We start from the raw sequence: 14,637 nt of genomic DNA on the forward strand, positions 1-14,637 counted from the left end.
TCGGCTCTCAGCATTCAGCATTAATTATTTTGCCGAAGGCCGAGAGCTGAATGCTCATAGCTACTTCATATATTTTTCCCAAAACCCATAATCATATTTTTCCCAAGCATGGCAGCCGAAGGGAAGTTGTTGGTTATTGAGCTGATAGCAGAGTTGGGGATGTTGTTCAAAACCAAATTGTAGTGCTTGTTGCCAATTGGGAAGTCTTAACAATGGTCTGTATGGACGAAGCTGGATAAAGTGAAGCGAAAACAAACCATCTTCATTTGAAATCCATTCCTTTTTAAAAAACTTCAAAATCTTTAAGAAACGAATCATAGCTTTGACTCTTCTTAAAGAAAAACCTCCATTCATGAAAATTCTACGGAATTGATGATAATTTCCTGGAAGTTTGTCTCCAATTTTCCAACGCTCGGGTTCGATATGTGGTGAGCCTACATAATCAAAGCCTGCATTACACCACTCGGTTAGTTGATCACTAAAAATAAAAGCATCCAACTGATAAATCAGCATATATTCGTAAGCCAAAAATGCTTCATAAAAATGGACAGTCGTTAGCAAAGCGTTATAGCCTTCTATGCCTTTGAAATATTTATCCTCAAAATTTTGAAATTGAATAGCAGCATGAGATTGCTTCAAATGCTCCAAATCCAAAGATTCAGGTTTGATAATGACGATAGGATAATGCCCCAAAATTTTGATACATTGTTCAAAGGACTTTTGCTCAAACGGTGTCATCTCAGATTTATACATCGGTATCACCACCGCAACCTGATTTTTATGTGAAATAGCTTTTATATGTTTGGACATTGTGTTGCTGGTTAAGTTGATAAAATTAAAAGTGAACAGGCACAGAGTAAACAGGCACAAAGTGTAAAGTATGTGTTATGTTTATAGGGTAAAACACTTTGTGCCTTAATGCCTTTTTTACTTTGTCCCTTCATTCTATCATATCCCCCAATAAAGTTTTCCACCAATGTTTTTGAGGGTCGTAATATTTACCTGCCAAAAACTTGAACGCAATAGGGAATATTCTTAACAAACGATTTTCAGGTAATTCAAGTCTAAATTTGACAAAATCCCGATGTGATTCCAGTTTGGCAAATTGACTGGCAGGTACTTCTGGATAATGTTGTTTGAGCAAAGCCAAGGTAGACTCCAAACGATGCAATTCCTCCTGAATAGGAAGTAGTTTTTCGGCTCTAGGTCTCGAAAAACGCTGTTTGAAGCTAACGGCTTCGCCACCACCGCCAAACCCAACTTGTTGAGCACTATGACGACGATACAAAATCAGTTCTTCATTGACGAAACCAATCTGATTTTTGAGCGCCAATGAAATCGACATCCACGCATCATGAATCAGGTCTTTTACCGAGGTTGGAAAAGGTAGCATATTGTCCAAAGCACTTTTGCGTAGCGCCACTGTTGCTCCCGTTACCACATATCCTTTATACAAAATCTGAGCAGCGCCACCTGCTTGCCAGATTTTTTGCATAGTATCATCAAACATTACTTCCTGCCAGATATGTCCTGCTATGCGCTCCGATTTTTCATCCATCATACCAGCGTTGCTGAATACCATTTGTTGCTGGGGATTTTTTTCGAGATAACCCACTAATTTTTCAACCTTTTCAGGCATCCAAAAGTCATCTTGGTCGCATAAGAAAATAATATCGCCTTGACATAATTGAAGGCATTTCTCAAAGTTTTTGGTTGAGCCTAATTGTGAATCATTTCTGTTGAAATATATAGGAAAAGGAGCTTTGTCTTGAAAAGCTTTGACAATATCAGCAGTTGCGTCGGAAGAGCGGTCGTCGCAAATTACGATTTCATTGACCGAGCGAGTTTGGTTCAGAATACTTTCTAATTGTTCACCTAGATATTTGGCACCATTGTAGGTGCAAAGCGCTACTGAAATCATCGAGATTGGTTGGTATATGAGCTTTTATAACCCTTTCTGTAAATTCTTGAAAAACTTAGTTTTAGGAGTTATAAGCATAAAAAAATCTGCAAAAACACACAAATATAGAGGTTTTTGCAGATTCGATACTAAGAGGTATAGGTACAAAGCGCTGATAAAATGGATGAAATACCAAAAGTATTTTATCAACACTATATTTTACTAGGCAAATTATTTGATTGTCACATTGAATTGTGCATCAAAATCTGTGCTTCCTTTAGCTGTACCATCTTTGATTGGAACACCGTTTTGTGGTGGTTGGTGATACAAAACAACTCTTAATGTGCCTGTTCCTGCATTTGTAGTCACAGCCGAAGCTTTTAAGCCCACTTCCAGATTTCTATTGTCTTTATCGGTACGAGTAATGGTCAACAAATTGCTTGGCGTTGGCGTGTACACGAATAGATGTTCAAAGCTTTCGGTTTCTATTTCTGAAGTAATATCCTCTGCTGGACTTTTACTTTCGTCCAATACCTGCACGGTTACACTGTAGGTTTTGTTGGCATCTAAACTGATATTATCTACCACAGGAGCATTGCCTCCGATACCATCAATATCCTTAAAAGCAAATGTTTTAGTAACGCCTCCTGAGGTAAAATTAAGTTTTAAGGTCGTAAGGTTTTCACTGTCCTGAACAGGGTCTGGGGCGTCTTTTTTACAACTACTAACAGTAATGACAGCAAAGGCTAAAGCCAAAATTGTGAGGGATTTACGTAAGTTTTTCATAAATGAGTGTATTAAAAAAGGACTACGAATGTCAGCTTGGGTAAAAGTTAATTTGAGAGTACCTGACAAAGTATTTCATTGATTTTTGTTTAGTTGAATTAATGCAATGGTGTTGCAAATATAAAAACATATTTTAAATATTCGCAATAATGTTGCAAAAATGAATTTTGATATTTTATATTTGCAACAATGTTGCATTTATGGAAAATTACAGAAAGAATACTTTTGATTATGTAGGGATTATTAGTTCGGGTATATGTCTCATACATTGCATGCTGATGCCGATTTTACTATTGTTTAAGTGGGAGTTTCAGTTAGAGAGCTTGGGGTTTGCGCATCATCCTTCTTGGGATTATTGCTTTATAGGTTTGGGTTTCATTGCTGTTTGGATGAGTTCGCATAAGCATACGCCTAAGCGTATCCGAATAGGGCTTTGGGTGGCCTACACTGTTTTTGCATGGGCTTTGCTTTATGAAGACCAAGTGTGGTTTGCGCAGTATTTGGGATGGATTGCCTCTTTTGGGCTGATTACAACACATTATTTTAACATAAAATTTTGTAAAAAATGTCAAATAGAAAATTGCCAGTGACAGTATTGAGTGGCTTTTTAGGAGCTGGGAAAACCTCTTTGCTCAATCACGTTTTACATAATAAAGAAGGCTTGAAAGTAGCAGTTATTGTCAACGATATGAGCGAGGTGAATATCGATGCTCAGTTGGTCAAACAAGAAAATGTACTTTCAAGGACGGAAGAAAAATTGGTCGAAATGTCCAATGGTTGTATTTGTTGTACACTTCGTGAAGACTTGATGGTAGAAGTTGAAAAACTCGCCAAAGACCAGCGTTTTGATTATTTGCTCATAGAGTCCACGGGTATATCGGAGCCTTTACCTGTGGCTCAAACGTTTTCGTATGTTGATGAAAACAGCGGAATTGATCTTTCTCGTTTTGCCCAACTAGACACGATGGTGACGGTGGTTGACTGTTTTAATTTTGCCAAAGACTTTGGCTCAATTGATACAGTCTGGACTCGGGGTCTCAATGACGACGATCCTAACGACCAGCGCACCATCGTAAACCTATTGACAGATCAGATAGAATTTGCCAATGTTATTGTTTTGAACAAAACGGATTTACTTCCACCTAAGAGAGTTGCTGAATTAAAGACCATTATTCAGAAACTTAATCCTGAGGCAAAAATTGTCGAATCGACTTTTGGCAAAATTGAAACTTCACATATTCTCAATACAGGGTTGTTTGATTTCGAAAAATCTTCACAATCGGCAGGCTGGATTCAAGAATTAGAAAAACCTAGTCATACGCCCGAAACGGAGGAATATGGCATTAGTTCATTCGTCTTTAGAGATACACGTCCATTCCATCCTACACGTTTTTGGAATTATATCAATCAACATTGGCATGCGGGAATTATTCGTTCTAAAGGTTTATTCTGGCTAGCTTCAAGACCCAAAGATGCCTTGAATTGGGGACAGGCGGGTGGTTCGCTTCGTGCAGACTATGCAGGAAAATGGTGGGCAGGCGTACCCAAGTGGGAGCGTTCTTTTTATCCTGCTTGGCAAGACTCAAAAGACGAAATCATGAAGCGTTGGGATGAACGCTTTGGTGACCGCATCAATGAATTAGTAATTATTGGACAAGATTTAGATAAAGAACTACTAATACAAGAACTAAAGGATTGTCTTTGTACTGAAGAGGAAATCAAACAAATGGAAGCCAAGAAGAAGTTTGAAGATCCGTTTCCTGAGTTTTAAATAATTGTGAATGAGTGATTTGTGAATTAGTGAATATGCGCTTGTATTGTTATCTAGTGAGCGACTTGGTCTATGACTGGTAATTTTTGAAATACAAAAATTTTATATAAAGGTAGTGTGATGCAAAAAGCCATCTTCCCGTGGGAGATGGCTTTTTTATGTGATAAAAAATCACTAAATCACTCATTCACAAATTACTCAATGATTAAAAGAATAACCATTCTATGGCTTTAGGGAATTCTTTGCCCCATTGTGATTCGTTGTGTTTACCTTCTGGGTCGAGTGAAAGATTAATTTCAATCTTTTTGTTACCTTGACGTAGCAAAGTTTGCTTGAGTTTTTCCACATTTGGAATCATCGAATGACCTTCGCCACCTCCAGCATATGCATAGATTTTGGTGGGTAAATGACTCAAAAAGTCAATCGCATCGAAGTAGATATTTGGCGAAACCCAAAGAGAAGGCGAGAAAAGCATCAAGCGCCCAAATACCTCTGGATACATCAAACCTGCATAAATACTTACCAATCCTCCTAATGAGCTACCACCAATACCTGTATGTTCACGATCGGTGAGCGTACGGAAGTTGGCGTCGATATAAGGCTTTAATGTACGGCTAATAAACTGTACATACTTACGACCTTCGCCTTTTCCCAATTTAGGGTTATTGTACGGAGAATACTCTTTGTAGCGGTTTTCGCCACCATGTGCAATAGCCACAATGATCACGTCGCCATGACCACGAGATGCCAATACTGCCAATTGTTTGTCGATACCCCAATTCCCAAATTCCGAACCTTCTTGAAAAAGGTTTTGGGCATCTTGTAAATACATGACAGGGTATTTTTTATCAGTTTTGTCATAATCATGTGGCAACAAGATATACACCGCACGTTTGGTATCAAACTGAGGCATATCAAATGAATCAGAAATTAGTCTGATTTCAGGCATTAAATCCTGTTGCAAGTTCGAACCATCTAAGCGCCAATGTGGCACAAAGTCGTGCATGACACCTAGTTTCTTGGTAACTACTCTGTTGTAAGTAGCGTTACCAAATTCATCCAACTCCACTTGATTCCAGCCACCCTTGGTGTACTTGTATTCAAGTTTTTCAGGAAGTGGTACAGAGTGTGGAAATTTCAAAACATATCTTCCTTCCTCTGTTTTTTTCAAACGAAAATCTTCCTTGTCGGGGAGCCACCCGTTAAAATTGCCAGATATATAAATTGGGCGGTCGTCTTCAACTGGGGTGGTTAGTTCAAAATATAATACGTTGTTACTCATAGCTTTCTACTCAAAAATTGCTGTTCCTCAAAAGTGGACGCAAATTTAGCAAATTAGCTGTTCTATGCTATTCTAAATTTGAAAACTTCTATAATAAATTAGCAAAAACATGCTAAATTTTACCAAAATGGGGCTTTGAGAAACGCATAATTAACAAATGATAACTATACATTGGGTATTTGTGATAGAATATTAAAGCCGTTTGTAAGGGCTTTCTACTCTAAGGTAAAAAAGTTAGAAACAACTCAAAAGTCAAGGTTTAAAGTATCTAACTAATTATTAGATAATCTGTTATAATCGCATTATAGGCGATGAATAGACAGGGTTATGAGCGAATTAGGAGAAAACGATTCAAACTTATATATTTGATTATAATAACTGTAAAATAGCTACATCATGAAATTCTACAAACCTTCCACTCACATTTCTACGTCGTTTCCATTTTCAAAACTGTTTAAAGGAATAAGTCCAAGACTAAGACTTGAACTAGTAACTTTTTCTGAAATGATATATAGCGCAAGCTAGCGAAGTTCCAAAAATATACTAGTGTCAGTTTAAATAAACCTTAAATTCCCATTTTGGGAATTTTTATTATATTTGCTATGAGAATATTTACGAAAGGAACCATAAGCGATTTTTGGAATAAATATCCCGACTCCGAATCTTCATTAAAAACTTGGTATGAAGTCAATGAAGAGTGTGATTTCAATAGCCCAAATGAAGTCATCGCATTGTTCAAGGATGCGGATACCGTTGGAAATGGGAGAATTGTATTTAATATATGCCATAATAAATACAGATTAGTAGCCAAGTATGAGTATTCTCGCAAACTTGTTTTTGTTAGATTTCTTGGTACACACAAAGAATATGATAAAATCGAAGATATAAAAAACCTTTGAAGGATGACAAATCAGCAAATATCAGACCTTGATTCAATCGTAATCAAGCCCATTCGAACAGAAGAAGAGTATATTAAGGCCAGTCAAATTATAGAAAATCTAGTAGATGCAGATTTGATTGAAGATGAATCCATTAGAAATAAAGCTTTAGATATTCTAGAGGCAGTTACCGTTTTGGCAATTGAATATGAAAAAAAACATTACCCAGTCACAAAATTGGACGCTATCGACGCAATCAAACAGCGTTTAGAAATGCTTAATTTATCGCAAAAGGAGGTAGCCCAATATTTTGGGGGTGAAAATCGTGTTTCCGAAATACTTAATCGAAAAAGACCGCTTACGCTTAAAGTCATCAAAAACCTCTATCATCATTTGGGAATCCCTGCCGAGATATTGCTAGCCATGTAAAACCCTTCTTTAAAATATCTTTAAATCCTCTGAATAACCCACAGTTCGGTACGTTTTGATGAGCTTAGTGTTTATATTTGTAATAAAAACTGACTCATTTACAGACAGAAAATATTGTATTGAGCGAAATGAATGAAGGTATTAGCTTTTGGAAGTGAAAACTATACCAATGTCTAAAATCCGATTCTGACCAAGCAGAAATTTTGCTTGAAAGTAGCATTTGATGAAGTACAAAGGCTTACTCGCTCAATGATCTATCAACCCAAAACATATTCATCAACTGTGATAGCTACTCAACAATTAACTTTTGCGTATCCGACTCAACCCAATGTTCCTACGAAGCAATTTACGTTTCCTGATTTCAGCTGTGCTGATAGCGAAACCATGTTGATTTTAGGAAAATCTGGTCGTGGTAAAACTACTTTTTTGCACCTTATGGCACTTTTGTTGAAGCCAACGGGCGGCTCAATTCAAATTCATAACCAAGAAATAAGCCATTTTGATAGTGCTCAAGCGGCGGCCTTTCGTGCGGCCAATGTGGGTATTATTTATCAAAAACCTCACTTTGTACATTCGCTGAGCGTGTTGGATAATTTGCTATTGGCTAATTATTTGGCAAACAAGTCTTTGGCAAAAGAAAAAGCACAACACTTAGCCGAAAGTCTAGGCTTTGCAGACCATCTTGCTAAAAAAACAACACAATTGTCACAAGGTGAACAACAACGTGTGAGTATTGCCAGAGCATTGATGAATAATGCTTCGGTAATTTTGGCAGATGAGCCTACATCCAATCTAGATGATGATAACTGCTTGAAAGTAATAGACTTACTAAAAACTCAAACTTCTGAAATAGGGGCAAGCCTTGTGGTAGTAACACACGATCAGCGTCTCAAAGATGTTTTCGAGAAGCACTTGTACTTATAATGAGTTTTGAAAATCACGTAGGAAATCACAAAATTGACTAACAATGAATTTATTACATATTTCTTGGAAAAACCTAAAAGACAAACCCCTAACCAGTTTCTTGAGTATCTTGTTGATGTCACTTGGGATTGCAATTATCTCCTTGTTGCTTCTAGTAGGGAAACAATTAGAAGAAAAATTTACCCGAAACATACAAGGTATCGACATGGTATTGGGTGCTAAAGGAAGTCCTCTACAATTGATTTTGGCGGCGGTATATCAAATAGACTCGCCAACGGGCAATATCAATATGGATGAGGCCATGCGTTTTACCCGTAACCCAATGGTGCAATCAGCTATTCCGCTTTCGATGGGCGATAGCTACCAAGGATACCGTATTATTGGTACAACTCCGAAATATATCGAGCATTTTCAAGGAGAATTTGAACAAGGAAAAGCATTTGAAAATGCCTTAGAAATCGTGGTTGGAGCTAAAGCAGCTCGCAATTTAGGACTCAAAGTTGGTGATTCTTTTGCCAGTCAACATGGCTACGATGGCGAGGGTGATCATCACGAAGAAAGTAAGTTCAAAGTGGTTGGGATTCTTAAGCAAAGCAACTCTGTGCTTGACCAAGTATTGATAACGCCACTCGAAAGCGTGTGGGCTGTACACGAGCATCATGAAGCAGAAGAGGCTGGAAAAGGTGCCAATGCCTTAAAATTGCTTACAGAAGACGAACACAGCGAACATGGCGAAGAGCATCATGAGGAGGCAAAGGAGATTACAGCTATGCTCGTAAAATTTAGAAATCCTGCCATGGGTATGATGATATCGAGAAGTATCAACGAAAACTCTACCATGCAAACTGCCACGCCAGCCATCGAAATGAATCGTTTGTTTGCCTTGATGGGTGTTGGGATCGATACACTGAAGCTGATAGCACTGGTTATCATTATTGTTTCGGGAATAAGTGTATTTGTTTCATTGTATAATTCGTTGAAAGAGCGAAAATATGAAATGGCTTTGATGTTGTCGATGGGAGCGAGTCGTACAAAATTATTTTTATTATTACTATCCGAAGGCTTGATTATCAGTATTATAGGTTATGTGGTGGGAATATTTCTCAGTCGTTTAGGTTTAGGAGTTATGGCACAGAATGTCGAACAAAACTTTCATTATGACTTTGGCGTTTTATCTTTGTTAGCTGAAGAAGTGTGGTTGTTAGCAGGAGCTTTGGTAATAGGCTTACTGGCCGCAGCGATACCTTCTTTAGGTATTTACAAAATAGATATTTCAAGAACTTTGGCAGACGATTAAGTAAGAGTGCTTATTTGGGCAAGCACATTTTTGAGCTTTGGGCTTTTAGCTATGGGTATTCGGCAAAAACATATTTATTGTTACTAAAAAAACAATTTACACTTTTTGCCTTGTGCCTAAAACACAAAACTCAAATCTAAATTCTGCACGATTGCTTATAATTCAATATCGTTTGTAAAAAGCGAAAATCTCCTACAGGCAACTTGAATTTACGATTTCAACACTAAAAACTAAATTTTGTATCAATGAAAAAGAGCTTTCTTTCTTTTGTATTTGCGAGTTTACTATTGAGTACAAGCGTATTGGCTCACGAGCATCCTGCCTTACGCATGATCGCACCAGGCGAAAAACTTACTTGGGAAATTTTGAAGGATGTAGTCTTCAAAAAGAAGTGGTATCCACAAGAATCTATTTATATGTTGTATCCAACTTTTGGAGCATCCATCAAGAAATTAGAACATAAAGAAGTTACGATCAAAGGATATGTGATTCCTGTAGATGCTGCTACTAATGTATATGTGTTATCGGCATTTCCTTACAGCCAATGTTTCTTTTGTGGAGGGGCTGGCCCCGAGTCAGTAATGTCTTTGAAACCTAAAAAAGGAAGTTCTAAGAAATACAAAACTGACGAAATGCACACGTTTACAGGTAAACTAAAACTCAATGCAGACGATATTTACGAAATGAATTATATTCTTGAAGATGCTGAAGTTATAGAGTAATCAAAAGGATATATCAAATTGTTAATTTTATTGTATTTTTCAAGGAGTCTTGCTAAACTAGCAAGACTTTTTTTGTGAGCTTATGACAAGCTAGTAAACTTCTTATCATTTGATAATCAAGTAGAAGAAATACCTCAGTTTGAACAAATGTTTGGAAAAAAAAGGGAGTTTTAGGCTTCTTTGTGAACTTATCAAGAATTATAACTATTTTTTAAGTAGCTTGTTTATTTATAGTACTTTATACTCAAAACTATCTCCAATATTCTTTCATTCATCAAGAAAACTTCGAGATTGATTTACTCAGACGATTTTGAAATTGTAATTTCTTTATATTGAAGGTCTCCTCTTCTATATATCCCTAATCAAATATATAAACAATGAACAGACATTCTCAACTCCAACAGTTACGCCAAACCGAGCAATTTGACCTCTGTATCATAGGAGCAGGAGCCACTGGTGCTGGTATTGCGATCGATGCAGTACTACGAGGTTTGAAAGTAGTAATTATTGATAAAAATGACTTTGCGTCTCAGACTTCTTCCAAATCTACCAAACTCATCCATGGTGGGGTTAGGTACTTGGAACAGGCTGTTAAAAAATTGGACTGGGAACAATACAAAATGGTAAGAAAGGCCTTAAAAGAACGGGAGATTTTGCTGAAAAACGCACCACATCTTTCTCGCCCTTTGGCTTTGCTTACTCCTTGCTTTAGTTTTATCGAAAGTATTTATTATACCATCGGTCTAAAGATGTATGAGTGGATTGCTGGTTCACAGAATATTTCATCAAGTGAAAGACTTTCGAAAAAGGAGGCTTTGGAGTTAATTCCTGAACTTAAGAAAAAGCGTCTGAACTCGGCGGTGTTATATTATGATGGGCAGCTCGACGATGCTCGCTATTGTTTGGCCTTGGTACAAACGGCAGTAGAAAAGGGTGTGCTGGCATTTAATTATATACAAGCTAATAAGTTTGTCAAAAACGAAGATACAGGACGTATCAAAACGCTTCTTGCACAAGACTTGCTTACAGGGGAAGATATTCAAATCCATGCCAAAGCATTTATTAATGCCACTGGTCCTTTTGCAGATCATATTCGTAAAATGGCCAATAGCAAGATGAAACCTCGAATAAAAGTAAGCCGAGGCGCGCATATCGTTTTACCCAAAAAGTTTCTTCAAGGTGATGCGGCTATCTTAGTTCCTAAAACCGACGACGGACGTGTCATCTTTATGATTCCTTGGCAAGACCATCTTTTGGTGGGTACAACCGACGAGGAAGACCAATTAAGCGAAAATCCAAAATTGGAAGATTACGAGCGTACTTATTTAATAGATTATGTAAACCGCTATTTGGAGACGCCTGTAACCGAAAAAGATGTTACTTCGGGTTTTGCGGGACAACGCCCTTTGTTGGAGGCTAAGCTTCATACAGCACTGGATTCTGAAACCAAATCACTTGTGCGTGACCATGAGGTGGAAATAGATAAACGATCCAAACTAGTTAGTATCATGGGTGGCAAATGGACAACCTATCGTTTGATGGCGAAAGATACTGTGGACATGGTTCAGGAAAATGTTTTGAAACAATCTGTTGTAGAATGTACAACCGACCAACAGGTATTATTTGGGGGAGAAGGTTATCTATTTGATGATTGGAAGATACTCGTAAATAAATATAATGTATCCATTGAGGTAGCACAACATCTCATGAAAAAGTACGGTAGCAATGCTGGAAAAGTATTAGAATTGTCAAACAAGGATGCTGATCTGAAGAGCTTATTGGTAGCGGGACATCCATTTATCAAAGCTGAAGTAGTCTATGCCGTACGTCACGAAATGGCTTGTACCAAAGAAGATGTACTACTAAGAAGATTGGGTCTTGCCCTAAGAGATGCTGACGCTGCTGCTAAAGCAGAGTGGTATGTGGAGGAGGTATTGAATGTTGAGGGGTCAGGGGATAGGGGTTAGTGTTTTTTGAGTGATCAGGCACAGAGGCACAAAGTGTGTTTTAGGGTATAGGGAACAGGGGTTAGGCATTAGTTTTTTTTAAAAGTTGAAAAAAGTGGGTTAAAAGTGAGTAGATAGGATGTGGGAGCGTTTTGCACCCCTAACCCCTAACCCCTAACCCCTAACCCCTAACCCCTAACCCCTAACCCCTAACCCCTAACCCCTAACCCCTAACCCCTAACCCCTAACCCCTATTTTAAAATCTATACTGTACTCTCAACGAAATATTTCTTCCCATTTCGTCTGTAAAATACCTGAATCGATTCATGTAGTCACGATAAGATTTATTGAGCAAATTGCTTACACCTAGACCAAAGGTGAAATTTTTGTAAGGATACGAAGCATTCATACTCCACAAACTATAACCAGCAGGAGGTGCCAAGAAATCGCTATTGGCTTCTACACGAGTTTGACGAGCCACCAATAAGTTGGTTAAGCTCACGTAAGCTTGATTTTTTCCAAAAGTATAGCGTAGACTACTCTCCAAACGGTCGGCAGGAATATTGACCATATAAACATTGTTGCGAGTATCTTTGGCTCTGACCATCGAGTATTTTTCAGTAATGGTAAAATGTTTTGAAATCAAATATTTTACGGAAGCATCAACTCCTGCAAATCGAGCATCTACTTGTGTATAGTCAAAGGCAGGAAAAGCGCCTCTTACCGACAATACCGTTTGAATCTCCCCATTTTCTACACGAGGCTTTAAATAAATAAAGTCATTAATTAAGTTCAAGTAAGGACTAATTTCCCAGGCCCATTTACTTCCAGAGTATTCGGCAGTGACCGAAAAATTATGTGCGACTTCGGGTTGTAGATTGATATTTCCTTTCTCGTAAGCTGCTGCTCCGTGGTGTACTCCGTTTGAGAATAATTCATTCATATTAGGTGCACGCCAAGCAATAGCAGCATTTCCTTTCAAAGATAAAGACTCCGAACTATTCCAGACAAAGCCAATGGTTGAGGAGGCATTATTAAAAGTAAAAGAATAATTGAAAAGTTTGCTGGAGGCATCTAATCCATACGCATCCGAAGAACGAATATCATAGCGCAAACCACCTTCAACTTCCCAACGATTTTTTACCCAACGTTCAATCAAAAAGACGCCACCGCTTTTAGTCTGATAATTTGGAATCAATACGGTATTAATGAGCGGTTTGGTCAACTCGTACGATGATGATAAGTTTTCCTGATACATACCACTTGCGCCAAATGTTCCGCTCAAGGTGTTCCATAGGGGTTTGTGGTCAAGCAATAATTCAGCTTGATAGGTCGTGAGTTTGAAATTGAGTGTATTCAACGTGCGATTCCCTCTTGGCACATCATATTCCAAACGCCAGTCATATTGGCGAGAAAGAGTTAATTGCCACTTTCCAAGATTTTCACTTACTAAAAAAGATTTTACTTTAAAGAGATTATGTGCCAAATCTTGATTAGGGCGATTGATAGTATAGCTTGCCGAGGAAGGCGTGTAGTCACTATTAGGACGCGAACTATTAATCGCAGTAACTAAGTCTGTAATATTGCCAATATGCGAACCCGCAAAAATTCCTAATTGCGTATCAAAATAGCTAAAATAGGCTTCTGTACCCCAGTGAGCAGTGTTATATCCAATAGTTGCCGAAAAATTTCGTTCTTGAATACCTGTATTGGCTAAATAATAATCGGCAGTTTTGATGTCGGCACCTCTTTTGTAAGTGCCTTGCAAACGCCAAGCCCATCCTTTTTTCTTCGGCAAACCTCCTTCAATAATTCCAGAGGCAATCCCTTGTTGACCATTCGAAAAGCCTACTAAATTAGCTTCACCATGAATCGCTGCCGAATCGGGTAGGGGATTAGGTTCTACCATAATTACACCAGCAATGGCATCGGACCCATAACGAACGCCAGCAGCACCTTTAATAACTGTGAGTTTTTGTGCCATAAATGGATCAATTTCTGGCGCATGTTCGCTACCCCATTGTTGCCCTTCCTGACGAATTCCGTTATTAAGAATCAATACTCGGTTTGAGTGCATCCCATGAATTACGGGTTTGGCAATACTACTACCTGTTTGAAGTGTGGTTACGCCTGTTGCAGCCTTCAGCGCTTCACCAAGACTTTGTCCACGAGTTTCGGCAAGGTCGCTACCTTCAATGACTGATTTGGCTTTGGTCTTATTTTCTGTCTTTTTCCCTGAAACTACCACCTCTTGTAAGTGCTCATCATCATTGGCAAGGGTGAGTTCCTTCGAATGCTCCTGTGTCAGGTTGATAGGAACCTCAATTTTTTGAAAGCCCACTGCCTGACATACAAGTGTATAGGTACCCTGACAAAGTTTCGGGAATTGATATTCACCTTTCGCATCGGTGAAGACCGCATATTTGGTTCCTTTCAAATATACCACGGCGCCAGGGATGGGATTGTGGGCATTGGTTTCGTGTACTACGCCTTTGAGTGTACAGTTACAGTTAGTGGTATTTTGTGCAAAAATGTTCAACCCAAAGCTGAGTAATACCGTAAGTATAAAAAAAAGTTTTTTCACGTTTGTCGATAATTGTTGGTAAACAAAGATAATAATTGGCAGGATAATAATTGCAACAAAGTTGCAATTAAAGCGGTTCTAGATTTTGGATATTTTTAAGAAGAAGGCAAAGTTTTGT

General features: G+C 38.2%; 13 protein-coding genes. 8 read left to right on the plus strand and 5 right to left on the minus strand.

Features of this window, described 5'->3' with window-relative positions; all coding sequences use genetic code 11:
* Positions 1-60: 60 nt before the first annotated feature.
* The 3 genes from QM524_RS14925 to QM524_RS14935 all read right to left on the minus strand — a co-directional run bounded on the left by QM524_RS14925 (position 61) and on the right by QM524_RS14935 (position 2,686).
* Positions 61-810 (minus strand): DUF5672 family protein, encoded by a 750-nt coding sequence (locus QM524_RS14925; protein WP_283345191.1) that lies wholly within the window; start codon positions 808-810, stop codon positions 61-63.
* 130 nt (positions 811-940) lie between these two features.
* Complete coding sequence (locus QM524_RS14930; RefSeq protein ID WP_283345192.1) at positions 941-1,921, minus strand: glycosyltransferase family 2 protein; 981 nt, start codon at positions 1,919-1,921, stop codon at positions 941-943.
* A gap of 210 nt (positions 1,922-2,131) precedes the next feature.
* A complete protein-coding gene (locus QM524_RS14935) occupies positions 2,132-2,686 on the minus strand; it encodes a hypothetical protein (RefSeq protein WP_283345193.1) in 555 nt (184 codons plus the stop codon).
* Positions 2,687-2,886: 200 nt separating this feature from the next.
* On the opposite strand from QM524_RS14935, the gene QM524_RS14940 reads away from it, so the two are divergent.
* The gene (locus tag QM524_RS14940; RefSeq protein WP_283345194.1) at positions 2,887-3,276 is read left to right on the plus strand and encodes a MerC domain-containing protein; all 390 of its coding nucleotides are present in this window, start codon (positions 2,887-2,889) and stop codon (positions 3,274-3,276) included.
* Entirely contained in the window at positions 3,252-4,457 is a 1,206-nt protein-coding gene (locus tag QM524_RS14945) for a GTP-binding protein (protein ID WP_283345196.1), read from the plus strand. The genes QM524_RS14940 and QM524_RS14945 overlap by 25 nt, the downstream gene beginning before the upstream one ends.
* 205 nt (positions 4,458-4,662) lie before the next feature.
* Here QM524_RS14945 and QM524_RS14950 read toward each other — a convergent pair whose 3' ends face one another.
* Positions 4,663-5,739 (minus strand): alpha/beta hydrolase, encoded by a 1,077-nt coding sequence (locus tag QM524_RS14950; RefSeq protein ID WP_283345197.1) that lies wholly within the window; start codon positions 5,737-5,739, stop codon positions 4,663-4,665.
* Between the two features lie 602 nt (positions 5,740-6,341).
* On the opposite strand from QM524_RS14950, the gene QM524_RS14955 reads away from it, so the two are divergent.
* The 6 genes from QM524_RS14955 (at position 6,342) to QM524_RS14980 (ending at position 11,956) form a co-directional block, all read left to right on the plus strand.
* Entirely contained in the window at positions 6,342-6,638 is a 297-nt protein-coding gene (locus QM524_RS14955) for a type II toxin-antitoxin system HigB family toxin (RefSeq protein WP_283345198.1), read from the plus strand.
* A 3-nt stretch (positions 6,639-6,641) separates the two neighbouring features.
* Positions 6,642-7,046 carry a helix-turn-helix domain-containing protein gene (locus tag QM524_RS14960; protein ID WP_283345199.1) on the plus strand — a complete coding sequence of 135 codons (405 nt, stop codon included), beginning with the start codon at positions 6,642-6,644 and terminating at the stop codon, positions 7,044-7,046.
* Positions 7,047-7,328: 282 nt separating this feature from the next.
* Entirely contained in the window at positions 7,329-7,970 is a 642-nt protein-coding gene (locus QM524_RS14965; RefSeq protein WP_283345242.1) for an ABC transporter ATP-binding protein, read from the plus strand.
* Positions 7,971-8,013: 43 nt separating this feature from the next.
* Positions 8,014-9,267, plus strand: a complete 1,254-nt coding sequence (locus QM524_RS14970; protein WP_283345200.1) for an ABC transporter permease — start codon at positions 8,014-8,016, stop codon at positions 9,265-9,267.
* A gap of 329 nt (positions 9,268-9,596) precedes the next feature.
* A complete protein-coding gene (locus QM524_RS14975) occupies positions 9,597-9,989 on the plus strand; it encodes a DUF3299 domain-containing protein (RefSeq protein ID WP_229241912.1) in 393 nt (130 codons plus the stop codon).
* A 377-nt stretch (positions 9,990-10,366) separates the two neighbouring features.
* Positions 10,367-11,956, plus strand: a complete 1,590-nt coding sequence (locus QM524_RS14980; RefSeq protein WP_283345201.1) for a glycerol-3-phosphate dehydrogenase/oxidase — start codon at positions 10,367-10,369, stop codon at positions 11,954-11,956.
* Between the two features lie 235 nt (positions 11,957-12,191).
* Here the strand turns inward: QM524_RS14980 and QM524_RS14985 are convergent, their stop codons facing one another.
* On the minus strand, positions 12,192-14,519 hold the full coding sequence (locus QM524_RS14985) for a TonB-dependent receptor (protein WP_283345202.1): 2,328 nt from the start codon (positions 14,517-14,519) through the stop codon (positions 12,192-12,194).
* Positions 14,520-14,637: the final 118 nt, after the last annotated feature.

This window comes from Flectobacillus roseus, assembly GCF_030056595.1.
GTDB lineage: Bacteria > Bacteroidota > Bacteroidia > Cytophagales > Spirosomataceae > Flectobacillus > Flectobacillus roseus.

Excerpts from the sequence above, each read along its gene's own strand:
- QM524_RS14925 (WP_283345191.1), bottom strand. The coding sequence starts at position 810 with ATGTCCAAACATATAAAAGCTATTTCACATAAAAATCAGGTTGCGGTG.
- QM524_RS14930 (WP_283345192.1), bottom strand. The coding sequence starts at position 1,921 with ATGATTTCAGTAGCGCTTTGCACCTACAATGGTGCCAAATATCTAGGT.
- QM524_RS14935 (WP_283345193.1), bottom strand. The coding sequence starts at position 2,686 with ATGAAAAACTTACGTAAATCCCTCACAATTTTGGCTTTAGCCTTTGCT.
- QM524_RS14940 (WP_283345194.1), top strand. The coding sequence starts at position 2,887 with ATGGAAAATTACAGAAAGAATACTTTTGATTATGTAGGGATTATTAGT.
- QM524_RS14945 (WP_283345196.1), top strand. The coding sequence starts at position 3,252 with ATGTCAAATAGAAAATTGCCAGTGACAGTATTGAGTGGCTTTTTAGGA.
- QM524_RS14950 (WP_283345197.1), bottom strand. The coding sequence starts at position 5,739 with ATGAGTAACAACGTATTATATTTTGAACTAACCACCCCAGTTGAAGAC.
- QM524_RS14955 (WP_283345198.1), top strand. The coding sequence starts at position 6,342 with ATGAGAATATTTACGAAAGGAACCATAAGCGATTTTTGGAATAAATAT.
- QM524_RS14960 (WP_283345199.1), top strand. The coding sequence starts at position 6,642 with ATGACAAATCAGCAAATATCAGACCTTGATTCAATCGTAATCAAGCCC.
- QM524_RS14970 (WP_283345200.1), top strand. The coding sequence starts at position 8,014 with ATGAATTTATTACATATTTCTTGGAAAAACCTAAAAGACAAACCCCTA.
- QM524_RS14975 (WP_229241912.1), top strand. The coding sequence starts at position 9,597 with ATGATCGCACCAGGCGAAAAACTTACTTGGGAAATTTTGAAGGATGTA.
- QM524_RS14980 (WP_283345201.1), top strand. The coding sequence starts at position 10,367 with ATGAACAGACATTCTCAACTCCAACAGTTACGCCAAACCGAGCAATTT.